Raw genomic sequence first — 20,493 nt, forward strand, 5'->3', positions numbered from 1 at the left:
TCGCACCTGACCGATTACTCCAGTCGGCAGGCGCAAGCTCGCTCTCCATGAACGCAACCGATTACTCCCCCCCACGCTGGCTGCGCAACCCGCACGTCCAATCGGTCCTGGGTTCCAGCCTGCTGCGTGTGCGCCGTGGCGAGCAGCTGCTGGCCGCCAGCGGCGCCACCACCACCTCGCACATCCTCGACGGCGGCGACGGCGTGCGCCTGCAGGGCTGGCTCAGCGTGCCGGCCGGCGCCCCGCCGCGCGGCACCGTGCTGCTGCTGCACGGCTGGGAAGGCAGCGCCGATTCCAGCTACATGCGCCTGACCGCGGCGAAGATGCTGGCGCTGGGCTACCAGGTGTTCCGGCTCAACTTCCGCGACCACGGCGGCACCCACCACCTCAACGTGGACCTGTTCCACTCCGAGCGCCTGGACGAAGTGGTCAACGCCGCCTGCGACCTGTGGCAGCGGTTCCCGGCGCCGACGCTGCTGGCGGCCGGCTATTCGCTGGGCGGCAATTTCGCCCTGCGCCTGGCGCTGCGCGCGCCGTCCGCGGGCCTGCCGCTGCGCCACGTCGCCGCGGTGTGCCCGTTGCTGGACCCGGCCACCACCATGCAGCGGATCGAGAACGGCCCGCAGTTCTACGACTGGTATTTCCGCCGCAAGTGGCGCGAGTCGCTGCTGCGCAAGCGCGAACTGTTCCCCGACCGCCACGGCTACGACGACGCCACCCTGGCGCTGGACATGCGCGGGCTGATGGCCTGGCTGGCCGAGCGCCATGCCGGCTTCGCCAGCCTAGACGCCTACTTCGACAGCTACTGCATCGCCGGCGAGCGCCTGCTCGGCCTCAGCGTGCCGGCCGACATCCTGATGGCCGAGGACGACCCGGTGATCCCGCTGGACGACTTCCGCAACTGGCGCCTGCCCGAGGTGGCGCGGCTGGAGATCGCACGCTGGGGCGGCCATTGCGGCTTCATCGAGAATGCGCGCGGCGACGGTTTCGCCGAACGCTGGGTGGCCGAGCGGCTGACCGAGGGGCTGGTGGAGGCGTAGCCGGCGGGCGACCTCGCCCGCGGCGGGCTTGCGCCAGCCAGGCAGGGCAGGCGCACACCGCGTCCGGGTGCGGCGCGCTGCGACGCGCCTTCCGCCGTTCTCGCACCACCGTTGCCACCACGTAGCGCGACCCCCGCGCACTCGGCGATCTGCGCAGGCCAGCATTCCCGGCGCGGGTCGCCGTCCGCGACGTCTCCTCCTCGTGGCGCCGGCGACAGGGCCGCTCCCGGCAACGTCCGTGCCCCCGTGCGGCCGCACGCGCCCGCGCAGAGCGGCCCGATGCTCCCGCTACAATGCGGGTTTGCCCCGAGCCGGAACTCCATGCACCAGCCCATTCTCGACGCCCTGCGCCGCCAGGACACCGCCGACGCGCTGCGTCTCGCCCAGACCTGGGCCGCCGAGGCCGCCGACGACCCGCAGGCCCTGCGCTGGCTGGCGCTGGCGCAACAGCAGCACGGCGAGACGGCCGCGTCCCTGGACAGCATCGGCCGCGCGATCGCGCTGGCCCCGGAAGACGCCAGCCTGCACCTGCTGCGCGCCGGCATGCTGGTCAGCGCCAACGACCTGGCCCAGGCCGAGGACGCGCTGGCGCAGACCGCGGCGCTGGATCCCAACGAATTCCTCGCCTACGTGATGCGCGCGCACCTGGCGCTGGGCCGCGGCGACCTGGACGAAGTGGAGCGGCTCAGCCGCACCGCCGCGCGCCTGCAGCCGGAGCATCCGCAGCTGCTCGGCGTGGACGGCATGCTGGCGCTGCGCCGTGGCGACGCCGACCGCGCGCTGGCGCTGCTCGCGCGCGCCAGCAATGCCCTGCCGGACGATCCGCGCCTGCTCTACGCGCTGGGCTTCGCCTACCTGGACAAGCAGCACTTCGCCTTCGCCGAGACCGCGTTCCGCCGCGTCGCCGCGCTCACCCCGGGCACCGGCGCGGCGATGATGGCGCTGGTCGCGCAGCTGGCCTACCGCCAGGGCCGCCTGGACGACGCCATCACCGCGCTGGAGACGGTGCTGGCCGATCCGGCCGGCGACACCCCCAACATGCGCCGGCTGGCCGGCGAATACGCCTTGCAGGCCGACCGCCCGGCCGAGGCGCTGGAGCACCTGCGCCGCACCCTGGCGGTGGCGCCGGACGATCGCCGCACCCTGCATGCGGCGTTGATCGCCTGGCAGCGCCTGGGCACGATCGACGATGCCCGCGCCACCCTGGAAGCGGCGCTGGCCACCACCACCGACGCCCACGACCTGTGGCTGGCGCGGCTGGCGCTGGAGCCGGTGGGCGGGCCGGAGGCGCGCGCGCTGATCGCGCGCTGGCAGGCGGCGATGCCGGCGCACGTGCCGGCGTTGGAAGCGCAGCTGCGCGTGCACGACATGGCCGGCGAGCGCGACCAGGGCGAGGCCGTGGCGCAGCGCATCGTAGCGCTGGAACCGGGCCGGCTCAGCGGCGAGGAACGCCTGGTCGAGGCGCTGCTGGAGCGCGGCGAGCACGACGCCGCGATCGACCACGTGCGCGGCCTGATGCAGCGCATGCCCGAACAGGACCGCACCGTGGTGCGGCCGTGGCTGGCGGCGGTGCAGGATGCCGCCGGACGTCCGCAGGACGCGTTGGCGACCTGGGTGGCCTTCCAGCAGGAGCAGTTGCCGCACCGGCTGCCGCTGCCGCCGCTGGGCCAGGCCCCGGCGCAATGGCCGCCGCTGGCCCCGATCGACCCGCAGAACCAGGCGCGGCCGCTGTTCGTGTGGGGCGCGCCGGGCAGTGGCGTGGAGCGGGTGATCGCGGTGATCGACGCGGCCAGCCCGGTGCTGCGCGGCGACCGCTTCGGCCCGCAGCCGCCGACCGACGGCCTGCAGCGCTTCCGCAGCGTCGAGGAACTGGACAGCGGTGCGCTCGACGGCGCGGCGCTGGTCGCCGAGTGGCGCGCGCAGCTGCCGGCACGCGGCGTCGCCGACGGCAACATCGTCGACTGGCTGCTGTGGTGGGACAACGCGCTGCTGCGCGCGCTGCGCCCGCACCTGCCGGAAGGGCGGCTGCTGGTGGTGCTGCGCGATCCGCGCGACATGCTGCTGGACTGGCTGGCCAACGGCGCCCCGGCGCCGCTGGGCCTGGCCTCGCCGGAAACCGGCGCGCAGTGGCTGGCGGCGGTGCTGGCGCAGGTCGCCGACCTGCACGAGCAGGATCTGTATCCGCATCATCTGGTGCGCCTGGACGGCACCGAGCACGATCCGGCCGGCGTGGCGGCGGCGCTGGAGCAGGCGTTCGGCGTGCCGTTCCCGGCCATCGCCACGGTCGGCCCGCCGCGCCTGGCCGCCGGCCATTGGCGCGCCTATGCCGGCCCGCTGTCCGCCGCGTTCGCGCTGCTGACGCCGGTGGCGGTCCGCCTTGGCTACCCTGAAACCTGATTTCCCACGGAGCTTCCCGCATGCGTCTTCGCAGTGACAGCCTGCAGCCCGGCCATCCCATCCCGGCGACCTACGCGATGGGCCAGGCCGACGGCTTCGGCGGCAACCGCAACCCCCACCTGGCCTGGGACGCGGTGCCGGCCGGCACCCAATCCTTCGCCCTGCTGTGCGTCGATCCGGACGTGCCGACCGTGGCCGAGATGGTCGGCCGCGACGACGTCCAGATCCCGGTCGCACAGCCGCGCACCGAATTCGTGCATTGGGTGGCGGTGGACCTGCCGGCCGACCTGCGCGCGATCGCCGAGGGCAGCGCCAGCGACGGCGTGGTCGCCAAGGGCAAGCAGCACCCGCCCGGCCTGGACGGTGCGCGGCAGGGACTGAACAGCTACACCGACTGGTTCGCCGGCGACGCGGCGATGGGCGGCGACTACTACGGCTACGACGGCCCGTACCCGCCGGCCAACGACCTGCGCGTGCATCGCTATTTCTTCCGCCTGTTCGCGCTGGACGTGGCGCGCTTGGACGTCCCGGCGCGTTTCACTGCGGCCGACGCCCTGCGCGCGATGCAGGGCCATGTGCTGGCAGAGGCCAGCCTGTACGGTACCTACAGCCTCAATCCAGCAGCGAAGTGAGCCAAAGCCCCTCTCTCAAGGAGACAAGGGCGAAGCCGTAGCCCCTCTCCCACCGGGAGAGGGGTTGGGGTGAGGGTCCGGAGCGCGCAGCGCCTCGCCGACTTAACCCCTCACGCCGCCGGCAACCACAGCAGCAGCGCCGCGCCCAGCACGATGCGGTACACCGCGAACGCGGTGAAGCGGTGCGACTTGATGTAGCCCAGCAGCCACTTCACCACCACGAAGCCGGTCACCATCGAGGCGACGAAGGCCAGCGCCACGTCGCCCCAGTTCTCGTTGCCCAGCCCGCCGTCCTTGTACAACTCCAGGAACGAGTACGCACTGGCCGCGAACATGGTCGGGATGCCGAGCAGGAAGGCGAACTCGGCCGCGGCCGAGCGCTTGCTCAGGCCCAGCAGCATCGCCAGAAAGATCGTCGCCGCCGAACGCGAGGTACCGGGAAACACGCCGGCCACCACCTGCGCCAGGCCGACCGCGATCGCCACCGTCCAGGTCACCGTCTCGCGTTCCGGTAGGCGTGCGGCGAAGTACTCGGCCACCAGCATCCACACGCCGCCGATCACCAGCGCCCAGGCCACCGGCTCCACATTGTCGGGCAACTGCCAGCCGGCCTTGCGCACCACCAGGCCGACCACCGCGGTCACCAGAAAGGCCGCGCCCAGCTTGAACGCGTAGTCGCGGTTGGCGCGGTCGCCCAGGCCGGTGGCCAGGTCCCACAGGCGCTGCCGGAACACCAGGGTGGTGGCCAGGATCGCGCCGGCCTGGATCACGATGTTGAAGAAGTCCGAACGGTGGCCGAGCCAGCGCTCGGCGATCAACAGGTGCCCGGTGCTGGAGATGGGCAGGAATTCGGTCAGGCCTTCGATGATGCCCAGCAGCAGGGCCGACAGCAGATCGCTCATGGGGGAAGAGGGTCGCGTTTGGGGGAGGGGAAGCTGCGCAAGGATAGAGCATCCGCTTGCGCGCCATTTTGGTGCGTTCAGGCGTGAATGCACCAGTAAAGTGCAGTGCAGTTGCATCGTTCGCGTGCACGCTTCAGCAGAATCAAGGGCTTGTGAGTGCCACATGATTGGCATGGCGATTGCTGATACTCGCCCACGCCCTTCACAACCCGAGGTTGCATCGATGTCTGTGGAAACTATTGAGAAGCTGGTCAAGGACAACAAGATCGAGTTCGTCGACCTGCGCTTCGTCGACATGCGCGGCGTGCAGCAGCACGTCACCTTCCCGGTCAGCATCATCGAGCCGGCGCTGTTCGAGGAAGGCAAGATGTTCGACGGCAGCTCGATCGCCGGCTGGAAGGGCATCAACGAGTCGGACATGGTCCTGCTGCCCGACGCCGAAACCGCCTTCGTCGATCCGTTCATGGCCGATCCGACCCTGGTGCTGACCTGCGACATCCTCGACCCGGCCACCATGCAGAGCTACGGCCGCGACCCGCGCGGCGTGGCCAAGCGCGCCGAGGCCTACCTGAAGTCCAGCGGCATCGCCGACCAGGCGTTCTTCGGCCCGGAGCCGGAATTCTTCATCTTCGACGGCGTGCGCTTCGGCAACGAGATGGGCCACACCTTCTTCAAGATCGATTCGGAAGAAGCGGCCTGGAGCAGCGGCAGCAAGATCGAAGGCGGCAACAGCGGCTACCGTCCGGCGGTCAAGGGCGGCTACTTCCCGGTGCCGCCGACCGACTCGCTGCAGGACCTGCGCGCGGAGATGTGCAAGACCCTGGAGCAGGTCGGCATCGAAGTCGAAGTGCACCACCACGAAGTGGCCACCGCCGGCCAGTGCGAGATCGGCACCAAGTTCAACTCGCTGGTGAAGAAGGCCGACGAGCTGATGATGCTCAAGTACATCATCAAGAACGTCGCCTACCGCAACGGCAAGACCGCGACCTTCATGCCCAAGCCGATCGTCGGCGACAACGGCTCGGGCATGCACGTGCACCAGTCGCTGGCCAAGGGCGGCACCAACCTGTTCTCCGGCGACGGCTACGGCGGCCTGTCGCAGATGGCGCTGTGGTACATCGGCGGCATCTTCAAGCACGCCAAGGCGATCAACGCCTTCACCAACTCCGGCACCAACAGCTACAAGCGCCTGGTCCCGGGCTTCGAGGCGCCGGTGATGCTGGCCTACTCGGCGCGCAACCGCTCGGCCTCGTGCCGCATTCCGTGGGTGTCCAACCCGAAGGCGCGCCGCATCGAGATCCGTTTCCCGGATCCGTTGCAGTCCGGCTACCTGACCTTCGCCGCGCTGATGATGGCCGGCCTGGACGGCATCAAGAACCAGATCGACCCGGGCGCGCCCAGCGACAAGGACCTGTACGACCTGCCGCCGGAAGAGGAGAAGCAGATCCCGCAGGTGTGCTCCAGCCTCGACCAGGCGCTGGAAGCGCTGGACGCCGACCGCGAGTTCCTCAAGGCCGGCGGCGTGTTCACCGACGACTTCATCGACGGCTACATCGCGCTGAAGATGCAGGAAGTGACCAAGTTCCGCGCGGCCACGCACCCGCTGGAATACCAGCTGTACTACGCCAACTGAGTTCCACGCGCGGCGATGGCGAAGGCTTCCCCTCCCTCCTTCGCCATCGCCGCCACCTGCCCGGCTGGGGAGCCGCGCAGGTGGTCCGCGTCCGTCATCGCGTCATCGCTCGTCCAGGGGATGTATCGCGCAACACAGCGCTTGCGTGCCGTGGGACACGTTCCCTCCCACGTCGCCGTCGCCGCCGCACCGTGGGTGCGGTGGGCCTCGGCGTGATCCACGGAACGCATCGCGCAGCAACACCCGCGCCGTTCGCGGCGCGGTCGATGGGCCCAGTGCCGGTCGGCCTTCGGCGGCCGGTTCCTTCCACCAACGGGGTATGCGCATGAAACTGATCACCGCCATCATCCGGCCATTCAAGCTCGACGAGGTCCGCGAGGCCTTGTCGCAGGCTGGGGTGTCCGGCATCACCGTCACCGAGGTCAAGGGCTTCGGTCGGCAGAAGGGCCACACCGAGTTGTATCGGGGTGCCGAATACGTCGTCGACTTCCTGCCCAAGATCAAGATCGAGACCGTGGTGACCGACGAACGTCTGGATGCCGTGGTCGAGGCGATCCAGGGCGCGGCCGGCACCGGCAAGATCGGCGACGGCAAGATCTTCGTCACCGCCATCGAGCAGGTCGTCCGTATCCGTACCGGCGAAATCGGCGCCGATGCGCTCTAACCCCACCTTGGAGCCCTTCATGAAGACAGGTCTGTTCGCCGGGTGGAAAGCCCGGTTCTATGCGGTGTGCATGCTGATGCTGGTCAGCGCGATGGCGATCGGCGTGCCCGGCAAGGCCTTTGCCCAGGCCGAAGTCACCCCGGCGCCGACGCCGGATGTGGTCACCGAACAACTGACGCCGCCACCGGCGCCGGCCGCCGCGCCGGCCGCGGCCGCCGCCGCGCCGGTGGTGGACAAGGGCGACGTCGCCTGGATGCTCACCTCCACGCTGCTGGTGCTGCTGATGGTGGTGCCCGGCCTGGCGCTGTTCTACGGCGGCATGGTCCGCGCCAAGAACGTGCTGTCGGTGCTGATCCAGGTCGGCGTGGTGTTCTCGCTGATCGCGGTGCTGTGGGTGGTCTACGGCTACAGTCTGGCGTTCGCCGACGGCGGTCCGTTCATCGGCACGCTGCACAAGGCGCTGCTGGCCGGGGTCGACACCACCACGCTGGCCGACACCTTCTCCAAGGGCTTCAAGCTGCCGGAGTACGTGTTCGTCGCGTTCCAGCTGACCTTCGCCGGCATCACCGGCGCGCTGATCGTCGGCGCCTTCGCCGAGCGGGTGAAGTTCGCCGCGGTGCTGCTGTTCGTGGTCATCTGGTTCACCTTCGGCTACCTGCCGCTGGCGCACATGGTGTGGTCGGCCCCGGGCTTCCTGTTCGGCAAGGGCGCGCTGGACTTCGCCGGCGGCACCGTGGTCCACATCAACGCCGGTGTCGCCGGCCTGGTCGGTTCCTACTTCGTCGGCAAGCGCCTGGGCTTCGGCCACAACGCGCTGAAGCCGCACAACGTGACCCTGACCTTCGTCGGCGCCTCGCTGCTGTGGGTGGGCTGGTTCGGCTTCAACGCCGGCTCGGCGCTGGAAGCCAACGCCACCGCGGCGCTGGCCTTCCTCAACACCCTGCTGGCCACCGCCGCGGCGGTGCTGGCCTGGTCGCTGACCGAGAAGGTGGTCAAGGGCAAGTCCTCGGCGCTGGGCGTGGCTTCGGGCATGGTCGCCGGCCTGGTCGGCATCACCCCGGCCGCAGGGACCGTCGGACCGTTCGGTGCCATCGCCATCGGCGTGGCGGCCGGGGTGATCTGCGTGTGGGGCGTGACCGGGCTGAAGAAGCTGCTCAATGCCGATGACACCCTGGACGTGTTCGGCGTGCACGGCGTCGGCGGCATCGTCGGTGCGATCCTCACCGGCGTGTTCACCGACAAGGCGCTGGGCGGCATGGGCTATGCCGAGGGCGTGACCATGGGCCACCAGGTGGTAGTGCAGGCCGAAGGCGTGCTGATCACCGTCGGCTGGATCGGCGTGGTCTCGGTGGTCGGCTTCCTGATCGCCAAGCTGGTGTTCGGCCTGCGCGTGTCGGAAGACGCCGAGCGCGAGGGCCTGGACATCACCTCGCATGGCGAATCCGCCTACGAGTCCTGAGGTTCGTCGGCCCGCGACGGCGGTCGCGGGCCTTGTCGCAATGCGTGCGGCCGGTGCTGGTGGCCGGCCCACGCGACCGCGGCTTTCGCCGGCGCTTCCTGGGGGGAAGCGCCGGCCATTCTCCAGCGATCGAGGTATTCCGCGTGGCCATTCGCCTCGCCACACCCCCCTGTCCCCGCAACACCGCGCTCTGCAGCGCGATCCAAGGCCAAGCAGCACTGTCCGCCGGCCCGGAGGCGGTCCCGCGCCGCGCCGGTGGCGGGATTGTGGTCCGCGTCACGCGTCGCCGCCCCGTGCCGACCGCCAGGCTTTGCACTACATTGGTGCAATGGCCATGAACAGCACGCCGCCCCCGCTTTCCGCACTCGGTACCCCGGTGGTCTGGGCCGATGCCGACGGCCGCCTGCGCGGCGCCAACCCCGCCTTCGCGCGCTGGCTCGGGGTCAGCGTACGGCGCCTGCTCGACCAGCCGCTGGCCTCGCTGGAAGTGCAGGGCGATGCGCTGGCGCGGTTCCTGCGCAACGACGAGCGCGACGTGCTGCGCCTGCACCGCATGGCCCTGGCCGTGCCCGGGGAGCCGCCGCGCTTCGCCGAGGGCTGGCTGTCGCGGCTGGACGACGGCGGCTGGCTGCTGGAAGCGCACCCGGTCGACGAGTTCCCCACGCTGGACCCGGCGCAGGCCCTGCCGAACGCGCTCAGCGCGGCACTGAAGGGCCTGGCCCACGAACTGCGCAATCCGCTGGCCGGGCTCAAGGGCGCGGCGCAGCTGCTGGCGCGACGCGCCCAGCACCGCGACGAGGACGAACGCGAACTGATCGAGCTGATCGGCGCGGAGATCGAGCGCCTCAACAGCCTGCTCGACCAACTGCTGTCGCCGGCGCCGGCGCGGCCGCACGCCATGCTCAACATCCATGCGGTGCTGGAGCGGGTCCTGCGCCTGGCCGAGAACGAAGGCGGCTGGTCGGTACGCCTGCAGCGCGACTACGACCCCAGCATTCCCGAATTCCTCGGCGACGCCGACCGCCTCACCCAGGCGGTGTGGAACCTGGTGCGCAACGCGATCCAGGCCGGCGCCGCGCAGGTCACCCTGCGCACCCGCGTCGAGCACGGCCAGCGCATCCGCGACCGCGTGCATGCGCGCGGGCTGCGCCTGGAGATCGTCGACGACGGCCGCGGCGTGCCAGAGGAGCTGGCCGAACACCTGTTCCTGCCGCTGGTCAGCGGCCGCGCCGAAGGCAGTGGCCTGGGCCTGGCGCTGGCCCAGCAGGTGGCGCGCGAGCATGCCGGCTCGCTGACCTACCGCTCCCGCCCCGGCCACACCGTGTTCACCCTGCTGCTGCCGCAGAGCGCAGCGGATTCCGATTAGGAGCACTGCGATGACCGACTCCCTGCAAGGAACGCAACGTATCTGGGTGGTCGACGACGACCGTTCGGTGCGCTTCGTGCTGTCCACCGCCCTGCGCGATGCCGGCTACAGCGTCGACGGCTTCGACAGCGCCGCCGCCGCGCTGCAGGCGCTGGCGCAGCGGCCCATGCCCGACCTGCTGTTCACCGACGTGCGCATGCCCGGCGACGATGGCCTGGTGCTGCTGGACAAGCTCAAGGCCGCGCATCCGCAACTGCCGGTGATCGTGATGTCCGCCTACACCGACGTGGCCAGCACCGCCGGCGCGTTCCGCGGCGGCGCCCACGAGTTCCTGTCCAAGCCCTTCGACCTGGACGACGCGGTGGCGCTGGCCGCGCGCGCGCTGCCCGATGCCGGCAGTGCCGCGGCGCCGGCGGCGGCGGCGCCGGCCGGGCAGGGCAGCACCGAACTGATCGGCGACACCCCGGCGATGCGCGCGCTGTTCCGCGCCATCGGCCGGCTGGCGCAGGCGCCGCTGTCGGTGCTGATCAACGGCGAGACCGGCACCGGCAAGGAGCTGGTCGCGCACGCGCTGCACACCGAGTCGCCGCGCGCGCGCAAGCCGTTCGTGGCGCTCAACACCGCCGCGATCCCGGCCGAACTGCTGGAGAGCGAACTGTTCGGCCACGAGGCCGGCGCCTTCACCGGCGCGCAGCGCCGCCACATCGGCCGCTTCGAGCAGGCCGACGGCGGCACCCTGTTCCTCGACGAGATCGGCGACATGCCGCTGCCGCTGCAGACCCGCCTGCTGCGCGTGCTGGCCGAGAACGAATTCTTCCGCGTCGGCGGCCGCGAACTGATCCGGGTCGACGTGCGGGTCATCGCCGCCACCCACCAGGATCTGGAGGCGCTGGTCGAACAGGGCCGCTTCCGCGCCGACCTGCTGCACCGCCTGGACGTGGTGCGGCTGCAGTTGCCGCCGCTGCGCGAGCGCCGCGCCGACGTGCCGCAACTGGCCGAGAACTTCCTGGCGATGGCCGCGCGCAAGCTCGACACCCCGCCCAAGCGGCTGGCGCCGGCGGCGCTGGACGCGCTGCGCGCCTATCCGTGGCCGGGCAACGTGCGCGAGCTGGAGAACGTGTGCTGGCGCCTGGCCGCGCTGGCGCCGGCGGAGATCATCGACGCCGGCGACGTCGAAGCGGCGCTGCTGCGCGGCGGCCGCCGCGAACGCAGCGGCGACGGCGGCGAGTGGGACACGCAGCTGTCGGCCTGGGCGCAGCAGCGCCTGGCCGACGGCGCCGAGGGCCTGCATGCCGAGGCCCGCGAGCGCTTCGACAAGGCGCTGCTGGAAGTGGCCCTGCGCTTCACCCAGGGCCGCCGCGCCGAAGCCGCCGCGCGCCTGGGCGTGGGCCGCAACACCGTCACCCGCAAGCTGGGGCCGGGGCGGCGGCGGCGCTGAGGGGTGGGATTGGGGAGTCGGGATTGGGGATTCGCAACGGCGAGGTCCCTTGGGCGGGCGTCGCCCGCTGCGTGAAACCCTTGCTGCGGTGTGCCTGACAGGGCATTGCGCCGAGCTACATGGCGTTACGCTTTCGCGAATCCCGGTTCTCAACAGCCGCAGGCTGGTCATCCCCAATCCCCAATCCCCAATCCCCAATCCCACCCGACTAGACTGCACGCCGTGCGCCTTCATGAGGTCTGCACGGCTGCCCCTCTAATTTCGTCCTGACACAGGAGTCGATGTCGATGCGTTACGGATTGCCCCTCGCCGCGAGCGCCCTGCTGATGCTGGCCGCGTGCAGCAGCGCGCCGCCCAAGGCCCCGCCGCCGCCGTCCAAGGCGCCGCCGCTGCCCAGCGCCGGCACCGTGCAGCAGGCGCAGGCCGTGCTGGCGCCGGCGTCCGGCAGCCTGGTCAGCGGCAAGCTTTCCCTGGTCGCCGCCCCCGGCGGCGTGCGCATCACCGGTACGCTCGGCGGCCTGCAACCCAACCGCAGCTTCGCCTTCCACGTGCACGAGCGCGGCGACTGCAGCGCGGCCGATGCCAGCAGCGCCGGCGGCCACTTCAATCCGCTCGGCGCGCCGCATGGCCGCGCCGGCAACGGCCCGCACCACGCCGGCGACATGGACAACCTCACCGCCAATGCCGACGGCACCGCCCAGGTCGACGTGCTGCTGCGCGGCGTGGTGCTCGGCGGCGGCGCCGCCAACGACATCGTCGGCCGCGCACTGGTCGCGCATGCCGATCCGGACGACTACCGCAGCCAGCCGGCCGGCAACGCCGGCGCACGCGTGGCCTGCGGCGTGATCCGCCCGCTGCGCTGACATCGCATCGCTACTTCCGCCCGGGTCCGCCTGGGAGGTCCGTCCGCATCCTGCGGCTCTGTAATGAAGGAGAACCCCGTGCGTCGTACCCTTCCCAGTCTGCTGTTCCTGGCCACCACCCTGGCGCTGAGCGCCTGCAAGCGCGACGAACCGGCGGCCACGCCGGCGCCGACCCCCGAACCCGCCGCCGCCCCCGCGGCCAGCGCGCCGCCGGCCGCCCCCAACGCCACCGGCAGCGCCAGCGCCTCGCTCAGCCCGACCCAGGGCAACGCAGTGGCCGGCGAGGTCAAGTTCACCACCGTCGACGGCGCCGTGCACGTCACCGGCACCATCACCGGGCTCAAGCCCAACAGCGAGCACGGCTTCCACATCCATGAGTTCGGCGATTGCAGCGCGCCCGACGGCAGCAGCGCCGGCGGCCACTTCAACCCGGCCAAGACCGAGCACGGCCAGGTCGGCAGCGATCCGCACCACGGCGGCGACATGCCGAACCTCAAGGCCGACGCCGAGGGCAAGGCGACCATCGATGCGGCGGTGTCCAACAACGTCAACATCGGCAAGGGCGACGGCTTCGATATCCTCAACCACGCGGTGATCGTCCACGCCGACCCGGACGACTACAAGAGCCAGCCCACCGGCAACGCCGGCGGCCGCCTGGCCTGCGGCGTGATCAAGGGCGACGCGGCGGCTGCGCCGGCGCAGTAAGCGTGCGCGAATGCCGTCACGTCACGCTGCCGGCGTCCGCGTTGCGGGCGTCGGCACTGCGGGCCTTGGACGGCAACGTGCCTAAACGCTGCTGAGATCCGGGAACCGGCTTGAGGCGGGACAGGTCGCGGTCCAATGACGTCGGCCGGCTCGCCCGTTGCGATCAGGGACGACCGGATTCCTCTAGCTGTTGGCGGACCTGCATCAGGGCGAAGCCCAGCAGGTTTTCACCTTGCCACATCGTAGGATCGACTGCGCGCGGGTCGTCTGCCGCCAAGCCGATGCCCCAGATCCGGTCGACCGGACTCGCCTCGACCAGCACACGATCCCCGGTCCCCAGCAGGAACGCTCTCAGCGCTGCATGCTGACCGAACTTGCCCACGTTGCCCTCGATGACCAACTGCATGCGGGCACTGCGCCAGGTGAATTCATCGAAACCGTGGACCTCCCGCCCGATCGCCTTGGCCTCCCCGGGGTGCGCTGCGGCCAGAATGCGGGCGCAGGCTGCGTGATCGCCGAATAGCCGCGCCTTGCCGGCCATCATGTAGTGCTCGGCCGTCGGGTAAGACACCGAATCGAGCACAAAAGGCGCTTCGAACCATTGGCTGAAGCAGCTACGGTCGATAAGGCCGGGCTGCTTCGGCGTGTGCCCCCAGAAGTGGACGAACTTGAGGTGTTCGCCCGCGTGCCGGCTTGCGCACAGCGCTTCGACCGTCAACACGTTTTGCATGGATGCTCTCGCTCAGAATCAAGCGTCTGCGCACCGCTGCGACGCCACGGTGCTCAGACAGTGCCGCGGATGATGAAACACGCCGGTGTCCCACTGCATGTCGCCATGGCAGGCCTGAAGCAGAACAGGCATCGCACTCTGTACGAATCGCGCACCGGCTCGAAGCGCATGCCGGCGCGCTCGCTCCGGCCGGGCGATGCAAGCGCCGGTAGCCGTGCCGACGCCGCTCAGGCCGCCAGCAACGCCTGCTTCGCGTCCTGCCCGCTCTCGCAGTGCACGTACAGCACCGGCAGGCCGTGGGCTTCCAGCACCGCGGCCAGTTGCCGCTGCCGTGCCAGATACTGCTCGTAGACCCGCTGCAGGCGCTCGCAGTCCTGGCGGTCGTAGGCGTAGTGGGCGCACCAGCTGGCCGGATCGAACAGGGCCATGCGCACCTCGCCGCCGCGGTAGCGCAGCAGCGGCTCGGGCGGGGCCTGCAGCCATTCTTCCTGGTCCGGCGCCAGCAGCGCGGTCTCGATCAGCGGCCACAGCGGCGCCAGGCCCTGGTTGTCGTACTGCATCGACATCATCGCCGCCAAGTCGTTGCCGGTGAGGTAGCGGGCATGCTCGACCTGCGCGCCAAAGCCTTGCTGCGCCAGCAGCGCGGTATCGGCCTGGGCCATGCCCTGCGCCAGCAGCACCTCTTCCAGTGCCGCAGCCACCGCCTGCACGGTGTGGTCGGGGCCGCTGAGCAGGAACGGCACGATCCGCAGCGCGCCGCCGCGCAGGCCGGCGTCGGCCTGGAACGGCAATGGCACGCTGCCGTCGGCATCGCTGCCGAAGGCCAGCAGGCGTGGGCCGTCGGCGCGGCCCGGCGCGCGGGCGCCGAGTTCCTCCAGGCGCCGGTGCAGCGGCCAGCCCGGGCGCAGCGCCTCGGCCGGGTCGAAATGCGCGCCGGCCAGGCTCAGGTCCAGCTCGCGCACCGCCGGTACCAGCTGCGCCAGGTCGCGGCCGACCTTCTCGGCCAGTTCGGCGGCCTGCGCGTGCGGCAGCGCCGGATGCGCCGGTTCGCGCCCGGAGGACAGTTCCAGGGCGATCACCCCGCGGGCGTGGCTGTTGGCGAAGGCTTGGGTCATGGGATTGGCGGTTGGCCCGTCGCGGGCGCATAGCTACACTCGCTTCATTATGCCTGCGCTAACGTGCAGGCCATGTCCCCGACTCCCCTCGCGCGAGGTAATCCCATGCCAGCAGCCCGTCCCGTCGCCATCCTCGGCGGCGTCCGCATTCCGTTTTGCCGGCAGAACACGGCGTACGCGGATGTCGGGAACCTCGGCATGTCGGTGCGCACGCTGGGCGCGCTGGTCGAGCGTTACGGCCTGCACGGGCAGCAATTGGGCGAAGTGGCGATGGGTGCCGTGATCAAGCACTCCAGCGACTGGAACCTGGGCCGCGAAGCCGCGCTGTCCTCCGGGCTGTCGCCGCTGACCCCGGGCATCACCCTGCAGCGCGCCTGCGGCACCAGCCTGGACAGCGTCATCACCGTGGCCAACAAGATCGCGCTGGGGCAGATCGAGTCGGGCATCGGCGGCGGCTCGGACACCACCTCCGAGGTGCCGATCGTCTACGGCAAGAAGCTGCGCGCGCGGCTGCTGGCGGCCAACCGCGCCAAGAGCGCCGGCGACAAGCTGCGCGCGCTGACCCGCGGCTTCAAGTTCGCCGAGCTCAAGCCCGAGTTCCCGGGCGTGGCCGAGCCGCGCACCGGCAAGAGCATGGGCGACCACTGCGAGGACATGGCCAAGCAGTGGAACATCTCGCGCGATTCGCAGGACGCCTGGGCGGTGTCCTCGCACCACAAGCTGGCCGCCGCCTACGAGCGCGGCTTCTTCGCCGACCTGATCGCGCCGTTCCGCGGCGTGGAGCGCGACAACATCCTGCGTCCGGACACCTCGCTGGAGAAGCTGGCCACGCTGAAGCCGGCGTTCGACAAGGTCAGCGGCCGCGGCACCTTGACCGCGGCCAACTCGACCCCGCTGACCGATGGCGCCGCCGCGGTGCTGCTGGCCTCGGAAGAATGGGCGCAGGCGCACGGCCATGCGCCGATGGCCTACCTGCGCGATGCGCAGGTGTCGGCGGTGGATTTCGTGCACGGCGAAGGCCTGCTGATGGCGCCGACCGTGGCCGTGCCGGAGATGCTCAAGCGCCATGGCCTGCGCCTGCAGGACTTCGACATCTACGAGATCCACGAGGCCTTCGCCGCGCAGGTGCTGTGCACCCTGCGCGCCTGGGAGAGCGAGGACTACTGCCGCACCCGGCTGGGCCTGGACGCGCCGCTGGGGCAGATCGACCCGGCCAAGATCAACCCGCTGGGCTCGTCGCTGGCCACCGGCCATCCGTTCGCCGCGACCGGCGCGCGTATCGTCGCCACTGTCGCCAAGCAGCTGGTCGAACGCGGCGGCGGCCGCGCGCTGATCTCGATCTGCACCGCCGGCGGCATGGGCGTGGTGGCGATCGTCGAACGCTGAGCCTGGCCGCACGCACGCACGCGTGCGACCGCCCCCGCTGGGCGCCCCGGCGCGACCACCGGTCCTTGCCCGGTTGCGCCGCCGGCGCTGATCGCGCCGCTTCCGTCGCGCTACCATGCCCCGGAGTCGCCCGCGCCACGCGGGCGCCACGGTGCGCAGGGGGCGCAGGCCATGACCGAGCAGGGCAGTTTCAATCCGTACCAGGCGCCAAGCGTCGCCACGCCGTCCAGCCAGCCGCCGCCGTTGCCGGGCGAGACGCTGTGGCGCGATGGCAACGAGCTGTTGTGCCTGCGCGACACGCCGTTCCCGCCGCACTGCGTGAAGTGTGGGGTGGCGCTACGCAACGACGAGCTGAAGAAGCGCACCTTCTACTGGCACGCGCCGGGCTGGTACGTGCTGATCCTGGTGAGCATCCTGGTCTATGCGATCGCGGCGCTGGTCGCACGCAAGCGCAGCAGCCACGTGCTCGGGATGTGCGCAGAGCATCGGCGCCGACGCATCCGGTTCATCCTGCTGGGGGTGGGCGCCTTCGTTGCCGCTCCGCTGCTGGGATTCGCCATTGGCGGCGATCTCGGGTTCGGGGTGGGAACGGCGGTGTTCCTGGTCATGCTGATCTGGGGCATGTTCGGTGCGCGCATCCTGGTGCCGCGCCGGATGGACGAGCGCTATGCGCGCTACAAGGGCCTGGCGCCGGAGTTCCTGGCGCGCCTGCCGATGCTGCCGCCCTATTTGCGGCGCTGAGCCGGTGGACGCGGCCTGCTGTCCGGGCGTTGATCGGTGCACGAGGCGCAGTTGCGTCCAGCGATCTCCGTGACGCGCTTTTGCAACGGAACAGCGGTGCCGCAGCGCGGTCTCGCGGGGACCGCGTAGGAGCGGCTTCAGCCGCGACGGGCTTACCGGGAACGCCCGTCGCGGCTGAAACCGCTCCTACGAGACAGCGTCATGCGTGGCGAAAGCAGGGTATTCGAGGTGTACTGAAGCCGCTCTTCTTCCCCTGTGTGTCCCGCGCTCAGTCCTGCAGACGCGGAAACCCATGCTCGTCGCGGCGTTCCGTACCGCCCGGCTCCGGCGCGATCGCGGTCACCGGCGCGACCGGTTCCGGCAGCGGCTGGGTGGGCTCGCCGCGCTGCACGCGCAGCGCATTGGCGTAGCAGCGCTGCGCCGCGAGCATGTCGCCGGCGTCGGCGTAGCCGTCGCCGAATACCTCCCAGGCCTCGGCGCCGGCGCCGAGTGCCAGCGCGCGGTGCAGGAATTCCTCGGCCTGCGGCCATTGCTGCTGGTGGCGGGCCAGGCGCGCCAGGGTCAGCAGCAGCGCCGGGCTGTCCGGATGCGCCTGCAGCCAGCGCTGCGCACTGGCGCGGCGCGAGTCGTACTTCTCCACCGGCAGGCGTCCGTACAGCGCGGCCAGGCCTTCGTCCCAGCGCGTGTCCAGGGCCTGTTCCAGGCTGCGCAGCGCCGCATCGTCCCAGCGCAGCGCCGCCGCGCGCACTGCATAGGCGGCGACCACCGCCGGCTCGCTACGCAGCGATTTGGGCAGGCTCTCCCAACGCTCGGCCAGGGCATTGGCATCGGCGGCCTGATCCAGCGAGGCCGCGGCCAGGCGCGTTTCCAGCGTGGTGATCGCCTCCAGCGGCAAGGCCTGCTGCTGGCGGATCGCGCCGAGCTGGCCATAGGCCTCGCCGGCACGGCCGATGCGGGTCAGCGCCTCGGTGCGCAGCAACAGTCCGCGCGGCGGCAGCGGCTGCGCCGCGGCCACGTCCAACGCATTGATCGCATCGACCGGGCGCTGCTGCTCCAGATGCAGTTCGGCCTGCAGCAGCGCATGCGCGGCGGCATCGCGTTCGGCCAGGCGCCGCAGGTGGCGCTCGGTCGCCTCGCGGTCGCCGCGCGCATCGGCCGCGCGCACCGCGGCGATCAGGGCGATGGCGCTGACCTCCGGATCCTCCGCAGCGGCATTGAGTTGCTTCTCGGCCCGCGTCCACTGGCCGGCATGGGCGGCGGCCAGGCCATCGAGCAGGCGCGCGCGCGACTGCTTGCGGCGGCGCCGGCCCCAGGCGCGGAACGGAAAGCTCAGCACGTTCCACAGCAGCCACAGCGCCAAGAACGCGATCACCAGCAGCAGCGAGGCCTGCGGCAGCGAGGCGATGTAGTCGGTGCCGCCGATGCGCACGATCACCTCGCCCAGCTGGCGCACCGGGTCCTGTCCCAGCCATTGCGCACCGATCACGCCCAGCGCGATGACGATTAACAGCACGATCAGGGAACGAAGCGATTTCATGACGGGCTCCTTGCGTCGCGCATCGCGCGCAACTGCTGCAGGGTGGTGCCGAGTTCGGGAATGGTCGGGCGCAGATCGGCGTTGGCCAGGGTGCGCAGCGCGGCGCGGCGTTCGCGCAGCTGCGGCGACTCCGGCCACAGCCGCGCCAGCCAGCGCCCGGCATCGCCCAGCGCGCTGCGATAGCCGCGCGTGTCGCCGCGTTCCAGCGCCGCGCGCGCCAGGGTCAGGTCGAGCTGCAGCGCATCGTGGGCGGCGACGCGCTCCGAGCCGGCGGCCAGTACGCCGCCCTGCGAAGGACGGATCTTCACCAGCGGCGCTAGCAGGCGCTGCCACAGCGGCTGTTGCGCGCTCTCCGGCAGTTGCGTGGGCAACGTGGACAAGCTGGCGGCGAAGGCATCCAGTTGCGCCGCCAGGCGTGCCTGCGGCCCGTCGCCCAGCGCATCCAGGGCGGTGCGTTCCTGCAGCAGCGCCTGCCGCAGGTTGAGGAATTGCGGATCGTCGATGCCGTCCAGCACGCCGCTGGCCAGGGCGTAGGCGCGCCGCGCCCCGGCCGCGTCGCCGGCCAGCAGCAGCCGCTGCTGGCCCTGGTTGAGCAGCAGTTCGACCTCGTCCAGGCGCAGTGCCTGCGCGCCGTGGCGGTTGGAGTCGGCGAGCTTGGCGACATTGGCCTCCAGCAGCGCGCTGCGCTGGCTCAGCCCGAGCATCTCGTCGCGCAGCACGCGGTTGGTGCTGGCCGCGTCCTGCAGCCGCTGCGCGGTGGCGCGCTGGTCGCGGCGCAGGCTGTCCTGGGCCTGCTGCAAGGCCTGCAGTTGCTGCTGCAGGTCCGACTGCTGGGCCAGTTCGCGCGCGCTGTGCGCCTGCCACCAGTCCCAGCCACGCCAGCCGGCGAACGCCAACGCGGCGAGCGTGGCGAGCACCAGCAGCAACCAGATCCAGCGCGTGGAACGGCGAGGCGTGATCGGGATTTCGTCGGTCATCGGCAGCGTCCTGGGGGTTCGTCGCCCGTCGCGAGCAAGGCGGCGGGCGGCGCGGCACCGCCGGAGCATGGCGTGAGCGGCACCGTGGCTGCAACCCGGGTGCCGGCCCGCGTTCAGCGAGGTGGCGAGCGCGTCACGATCGCAGCGGCAGCAGCGACCAGGTGCTGCGGCATCGGCCCGGCCGCCTGCGCGACATCGACGAAGCCAAGGTCCGCGGCCAGGGCCGCCAGGCGCGCACTGGCCGCGACCACCGGCCGCGCGCGCCAGGCCTGCGCCAGATCCTCGGGCAACTGCGCCAGCACTTGCTGCAGCGCCTCGCCGCTGCTCAGCGCCAGCACCCCGGGTGCGGCCACACGCAGGCGGGCGAGGTCGGCCGGGCGCAGCCGCACCGGTTCGCGTACGTACACATCGGCCCGCAGCAGCGGCGTACCGCGCGCTTGCAGGTGCGCGGCGATCAGCCCGCGCCCGCCGGGGGCGGTGATCAGTCCTACCGGCAGGGCGGATGCCGCCAGTTCCGGCAGCGCCAGCAGGCCGTCGCTATCCATCCGCGCCGGTGTCGCCACGTCGGCCACGCCGTGCTGGCGCAACGCCCGCGCCGTGCCCGCGCCCACCGCCAGCCAGCACTGGCCAGGGCGTGCCGCCAGCGGCTGCAGCGCCGCCGCCGCGCGTACTGCGGCCGGGCTGCTGACGATGACCCGCGGCGCGTCCAGCGCCGCGGCCAGGGCCGCGCGGGTGGCGGGATCGGCGCGCGGGCGCAGCCGCCATGGCGACACCGCCAGCACCCGTCCACCGCAGCGCGCCGCGGCCCGCCGCAGCGGCGCGTGCTCGCCCTGCGGGCGCAGCGAGATCAGGGTCCAGGCCGGGGCGGCGGTTGCATGCGCGCTCATGCCAGGCATTATGCGAGCCCC

General features: G+C 71.4%; 18 protein-coding genes. 12 read left to right on the forward strand and 6 right to left on the reverse strand.

Going from position 1 to position 20,493, the window contains the following annotated elements; all coding sequences use genetic code 11:
* Window positions 1-47 precede the first annotated feature (47 nt).
* The 3 genes from AC1PME_RS00915 to AC1PME_RS00925 all read left to right on the forward strand — a co-directional run bounded on the left by AC1PME_RS00915 (window position 48) and on the right by AC1PME_RS00925 (window position 4,069).
* The gene (locus AC1PME_RS00915) at window positions 48-1,040 is read left to right on the forward strand and encodes a YheT family hydrolase (RefSeq protein ID WP_254459860.1); all 993 of its coding nucleotides are present in this window, start codon (window positions 48-50) and stop codon (window positions 1,038-1,040) included.
* Window positions 1,041-1,361: 321 nt separating this feature from the next.
* Window positions 1,362-3,437, forward strand: coding sequence for a tetratricopeptide repeat protein (locus AC1PME_RS00920; RefSeq protein WP_481097020.1), 2,076 nt, complete (start codon window positions 1,362-1,364; stop codon window positions 3,435-3,437).
* Between the two features lie 20 nt (window positions 3,438-3,457).
* Window positions 3,458-4,069, forward strand: a complete 612-nt coding sequence (locus AC1PME_RS00925) for a YbhB/YbcL family Raf kinase inhibitor-like protein (RefSeq protein WP_481097021.1) — start codon at window positions 3,458-3,460, stop codon at window positions 4,067-4,069.
* Between the two features lie 110 nt (window positions 4,070-4,179).
* On the opposite strand, the gene AC1PME_RS00930 is transcribed toward AC1PME_RS00925, so the two are convergent.
* A complete protein-coding gene (locus AC1PME_RS00930) occupies window positions 4,180-4,971 on the reverse strand; it encodes an undecaprenyl-diphosphate phosphatase (RefSeq protein WP_307547703.1) in 792 nt (263 codons plus the stop codon).
* A gap of 223 nt (window positions 4,972-5,194) precedes the next feature.
* On the opposite strand from AC1PME_RS00930, the gene glnA reads away from it, so the two are divergent.
* The 7 genes from glnA to AC1PME_RS00965 all read left to right on the forward strand — a co-directional run bounded on the left by glnA (window position 5,195) and on the right by AC1PME_RS00965 (window position 13,099).
* On the forward strand, window positions 5,195-6,604 hold the full coding sequence (glnA, locus tag AC1PME_RS00935) for a type I glutamate--ammonia ligase (protein WP_307547705.1): 1,410 nt from the start codon (window positions 5,195-5,197) through the stop codon (window positions 6,602-6,604).
* 325 nt (window positions 6,605-6,929) lie between these two features.
* Entirely contained in the window at window positions 6,930-7,268 is a 339-nt protein-coding gene (locus AC1PME_RS00940; RefSeq protein ID WP_010341076.1) for a P-II family nitrogen regulator, read from the forward strand.
* 19 nt (window positions 7,269-7,287) lie between these two features.
* The gene (amt, locus tag AC1PME_RS00945) at window positions 7,288-8,727 is read left to right on the forward strand and encodes an ammonium transporter (protein ID WP_481097022.1); all 1,440 of its coding nucleotides are present in this window, start codon (window positions 7,288-7,290) and stop codon (window positions 8,725-8,727) included.
* A gap of 334 nt (window positions 8,728-9,061) precedes the next feature.
* Window positions 9,062-10,093, forward strand: coding sequence for a two-component system sensor histidine kinase NtrB (locus AC1PME_RS00950; RefSeq protein ID WP_429002474.1), 1,032 nt, complete (start codon window positions 9,062-9,064; stop codon window positions 10,091-10,093).
* Between the two features lie 10 nt (window positions 10,094-10,103).
* A complete protein-coding gene (gene ntrC, locus AC1PME_RS00955; protein WP_481097023.1) occupies window positions 10,104-11,531 on the forward strand; it encodes a nitrogen regulation protein NR(I) in 1,428 nt (475 codons plus the stop codon).
* 287 nt (window positions 11,532-11,818) lie between these two features.
* The gene (locus AC1PME_RS00960) at window positions 11,819-12,394 is read left to right on the forward strand and encodes a superoxide dismutase family protein (protein WP_307547713.1); all 576 of its coding nucleotides are present in this window, start codon (window positions 11,819-11,821) and stop codon (window positions 12,392-12,394) included.
* Between the two features lie 63 nt (window positions 12,395-12,457).
* The gene (locus AC1PME_RS00965; RefSeq protein ID WP_307547715.1) at window positions 12,458-13,099 is read left to right on the forward strand and encodes a superoxide dismutase family protein; all 642 of its coding nucleotides are present in this window, start codon (window positions 12,458-12,460) and stop codon (window positions 13,097-13,099) included.
* 163 nt (window positions 13,100-13,262) lie between these two features.
* Here AC1PME_RS00965 and AC1PME_RS00970 read toward each other — a convergent pair whose 3' ends face one another.
* On the reverse strand, window positions 13,263-13,829 hold the full coding sequence (locus AC1PME_RS00970) for an NADAR family protein (RefSeq protein WP_254459869.1): 567 nt from the start codon (window positions 13,827-13,829) through the stop codon (window positions 13,263-13,265).
* A 227-nt stretch (window positions 13,830-14,056) separates the two neighbouring features.
* Window positions 14,057-14,944: a hypothetical protein gene (locus AC1PME_RS00975; protein WP_481097024.1), complete on the reverse strand. Its 888-nt coding sequence runs from the start codon at window positions 14,942-14,944 to the stop codon at window positions 14,057-14,059.
* Window positions 14,945-15,049: 105 nt separating this feature from the next.
* Between AC1PME_RS00975 and AC1PME_RS00980 the strand changes: the two genes are divergently transcribed.
* Together AC1PME_RS00980 and AC1PME_RS00985 are read left to right on the forward strand one after the other, a co-directional pair.
* Window positions 15,050-16,330, forward strand: a complete 1,281-nt coding sequence (locus AC1PME_RS00980; RefSeq protein ID WP_254459871.1) for an acetyl-CoA C-acetyltransferase — start codon at window positions 15,050-15,052, stop codon at window positions 16,328-16,330.
* A 171-nt stretch (window positions 16,331-16,501) separates the two neighbouring features.
* Entirely contained in the window at window positions 16,502-17,071 is a 570-nt protein-coding gene (locus tag AC1PME_RS00985; RefSeq protein WP_254459872.1) for a hypothetical protein, read from the forward strand.
* A gap of 268 nt (window positions 17,072-17,339) precedes the next feature.
* Here the strand turns inward: AC1PME_RS00985 and AC1PME_RS00990 are convergent, their stop codons facing one another.
* The 3 genes from AC1PME_RS00990 to AC1PME_RS01000 form a co-directional block, all read right to left on the reverse strand.
* Window positions 17,340-18,608, reverse strand: a complete 1,269-nt coding sequence (locus AC1PME_RS00990) for a heme biosynthesis HemY N-terminal domain-containing protein (protein WP_307547723.1) — start codon at window positions 18,606-18,608, stop codon at window positions 17,340-17,342.
* Window positions 18,605-19,585, reverse strand: coding sequence for a uroporphyrinogen-III C-methyltransferase (locus tag AC1PME_RS00995; RefSeq protein WP_254459874.1), 981 nt, complete (start codon window positions 19,583-19,585; stop codon window positions 18,605-18,607). Before AC1PME_RS00995 ends, AC1PME_RS00990 begins: the two co-directional genes overlap by 4 nt.
* A gap of 113 nt (window positions 19,586-19,698) precedes the next feature.
* Window positions 19,699-20,472 (reverse strand): uroporphyrinogen-III synthase, encoded by a 774-nt coding sequence (locus AC1PME_RS01000; protein ID WP_481097025.1) that lies wholly within the window; start codon window positions 20,470-20,472, stop codon window positions 19,699-19,701.
* Window positions 20,473-20,493: the final 21 nt, after the last annotated feature.

The sequence above is a fragment of the Xanthomonas sp. NCPPB 901 genome, assembly GCF_056725085.1.

What these genes read in the sequence shown, in the direction of transcription:
- AC1PME_RS00975 (WP_481097024.1), bottom strand. Translation starts at nt 14,944, where the DNA reads ATGACCCAAGCCTTCGCCAACAGCCACGCCCGCGGGGTGATCGCCCTG.
- AC1PME_RS00920 (WP_481097020.1), top strand. Translation starts at nt 1,362, where the DNA reads ATGCACCAGCCCATTCTCGACGCCCTGCGCCGCCAGGACACCGCCGAC.
- AC1PME_RS00995 (WP_254459874.1), bottom strand. Translation starts at nt 19,585, where the DNA reads ATGACCGACGAAATCCCGATCACGCCTCGCCGTTCCACGCGCTGGATC.
- AC1PME_RS00960 (WP_307547713.1), top strand. Translation starts at nt 11,819, where the DNA reads ATGCGTTACGGATTGCCCCTCGCCGCGAGCGCCCTGCTGATGCTGGCC.
- AC1PME_RS00965 (WP_307547715.1), top strand. Translation starts at nt 12,458, where the DNA reads ATGAAGGAGAACCCCGTGCGTCGTACCCTTCCCAGTCTGCTGTTCCTG.
- AC1PME_RS00930 (WP_307547703.1), bottom strand. Translation starts at nt 4,971, where the DNA reads ATGAGCGATCTGCTGTCGGCCCTGCTGCTGGGCATCATCGAAGGCCTG.
- amt (WP_481097022.1), top strand. Translation starts at nt 7,288, where the DNA reads ATGAAGACAGGTCTGTTCGCCGGGTGGAAAGCCCGGTTCTATGCGGTG.
- AC1PME_RS00950 (WP_429002474.1), top strand. Translation starts at nt 9,062, where the DNA reads ATGAACAGCACGCCGCCCCCGCTTTCCGCACTCGGTACCCCGGTGGTC.
- AC1PME_RS00990 (WP_307547723.1), bottom strand. Translation starts at nt 18,608, where the DNA reads ATGAAATCGCTTCGTTCCCTGATCGTGCTGTTAATCGTCATCGCGCTG.
- AC1PME_RS00985 (WP_254459872.1), top strand. Translation starts at nt 16,502, where the DNA reads ATGACCGAGCAGGGCAGTTTCAATCCGTACCAGGCGCCAAGCGTCGCC.
- AC1PME_RS00970 (WP_254459869.1), bottom strand. Translation starts at nt 13,829, where the DNA reads ATGCAAAACGTGTTGACGGTCGAAGCGCTGTGCGCAAGCCGGCACGCG.
- AC1PME_RS00925 (WP_481097021.1), top strand. Translation starts at nt 3,458, where the DNA reads ATGCGTCTTCGCAGTGACAGCCTGCAGCCCGGCCATCCCATCCCGGCG.
- AC1PME_RS00940 (WP_010341076.1), top strand. Translation starts at nt 6,930, where the DNA reads ATGAAACTGATCACCGCCATCATCCGGCCATTCAAGCTCGACGAGGTC.
- AC1PME_RS00980 (WP_254459871.1), top strand. Translation starts at nt 15,050, where the DNA reads ATGCCAGCAGCCCGTCCCGTCGCCATCCTCGGCGGCGTCCGCATTCCG.
- ntrC (WP_481097023.1), top strand. Translation starts at nt 10,104, where the DNA reads ATGACCGACTCCCTGCAAGGAACGCAACGTATCTGGGTGGTCGACGAC.
- glnA (WP_307547705.1), top strand. Translation starts at nt 5,195, where the DNA reads ATGTCTGTGGAAACTATTGAGAAGCTGGTCAAGGACAACAAGATCGAG.
- AC1PME_RS01000 (WP_481097025.1), bottom strand. Translation starts at nt 20,472, where the DNA reads ATGAGCGCGCATGCAACCGCCGCCCCGGCCTGGACCCTGATCTCGCTG.
- AC1PME_RS00915 (WP_254459860.1), top strand. Translation starts at nt 48, where the DNA reads ATGAACGCAACCGATTACTCCCCCCCACGCTGGCTGCGCAACCCGCAC.